The 1,339-nt window shown below is 44.8% G+C and carries 1 protein-coding gene and 2 pseudogenes; all 3 read left to right on the top strand.

Annotated elements, in window-relative coordinates; translation table 11 throughout:
- Positions 1-691: pseudogene (locus PROVRUST_RS18670) on the top strand (phage tail protein); the annotation flags it as partial.
- Positions 691-1,044, top strand: a complete 354-nt coding sequence (locus PROVRUST_RS18665) for a tail fiber assembly protein (protein WP_006816480.1) — start codon at positions 691-693, stop codon at positions 1,042-1,044. The pseudogene PROVRUST_RS18670 and the gene PROVRUST_RS18665, both read left to right, overlap by 1 nt.
- A gap of 113 nt (positions 1,045-1,157) precedes the next feature.
- Positions 1,158-1,339 (top strand): annotated as a pseudogene (locus PROVRUST_RS19475) (phage tail protein); the annotation flags it as partial.

Genomic DNA, 1,339 nt, shown 5'->3' with positions numbered 1-1,339 from the left:
TTCAGCGGCAAGTGCTGCGAGCAATGCCAATAGCAACGCTAATGACCGTCTGCCTAAAACTGATGTTGTTCAAAGTACAGGGCAGTCAACGACTCAGGTTATGAGTCAAAAGGCGGCGACTACTGCGATAGCGGATGCAAAGAAAGCCGGAACAGATGCACAGAATGCGGCTAACTCAGCAGCTAGTGCGGCAAGCGCCGCTCAATCATCTGCAAATTCAGCGGCAAGTGCAGCAGGTGCCGCTCAATCTACGGCTAATGCTGCAAAATCAGCAGCAGATAGTGCAAATAATAATGCGAATGGCAGAGTGCCAAACACGCGCAAGGTCAATGGTAAACCACTGAGTGGCGATATCAATTTGGGTGCGGGTGATGTGGGTTCGTACACAAAACAGGAAACGATTAATTTACTAGTGGGAAATGGACAATCCCAGCAGGATGTGACGGCATCAAGAGCGAAAGGCACGGTATATACAAATTCCACTGGAAAGCTAATTTTTGTAGCTATTAGCACTACGTACATGCGCTCATCGGGAATTGCTAATATATTGAAAGTTAATAATAGAGTTTTTGCTGAGTCTGTTGTTACTACTGATACTTTGAGTGCGGACTTCTTGTTTGCGCCGGTGCCGAACGGTGGTACATACGAATACACAGGTAAAAATGTAAAATCTTGGGTGGAGCTACGCTAATGAATTATTTTAAGCACAAAGAGAGTGGAAAAGTATTTGCTTATGATGATGACCAGTTAGAGCTTGCGGGTGACAACACTGATTTGGTTCCAATGACTAAAAAAGAAATTGAAATACACTTAAACCCACCAGTCTCAAAAGAGCAACACATCGCAGAAGCTGAACAGAAAAAGCAGTTTCTTTTAGATGAAGCGGAGCGGCACATTGCTATCTTAGAGCGGAAAGTGCGCTTAGAAATGGCAACAGATGACGAAAAAGATTTATTGACTGCTTGGGAAATCTACAGCGTAAAAACTGCTGATGCGGATACTTCAAAAGCCCCCGATATCGATTGGGGTGTCAAACCAGAATAATTATTACAAGCCCCAAATGGGGCTTTGTTTCATTCCTCATACAATCCCCATTCCGTGCATTTCACTTATCCCACATCCAGAATTGAGCTATTGCAAAATAGAGGACGCTAGTAATGGCTCAAGATTATCACCACGGCGTGCGAGTCGTCGAACTGAACGAGGGTACGCGCCCTATTCGCACCATTAATACAGCTATCGCCGGCATGGTTTGTACTGCCGATGATGCTGATGCCAAACATTTTCCGCTCAATACACCTAGTTTTAATTACTGACGTGATGGATGCTGCCGGTAAAG

The sequence above is a fragment of the Providencia rustigianii DSM 4541 genome (genome assembly GCF_000156395.1).
Classification (GTDB): Bacteria; Pseudomonadota; Gammaproteobacteria; order Enterobacterales; family Enterobacteriaceae; genus Providencia; species Providencia rustigianii.
The sequence above is the reverse complement of the archived record's forward strand: the minus strand, read 5'-3'. Positions and strand labels throughout refer to the sequence as shown.

What these genes read in the sequence shown, in the direction of transcription:
- PROVRUST_RS18665 (WP_006816480.1), top strand. Translation starts at nt 691, where the DNA reads ATGAATTATTTTAAGCACAAAGAGAGTGGAAAAGTATTTGCTTATGAT.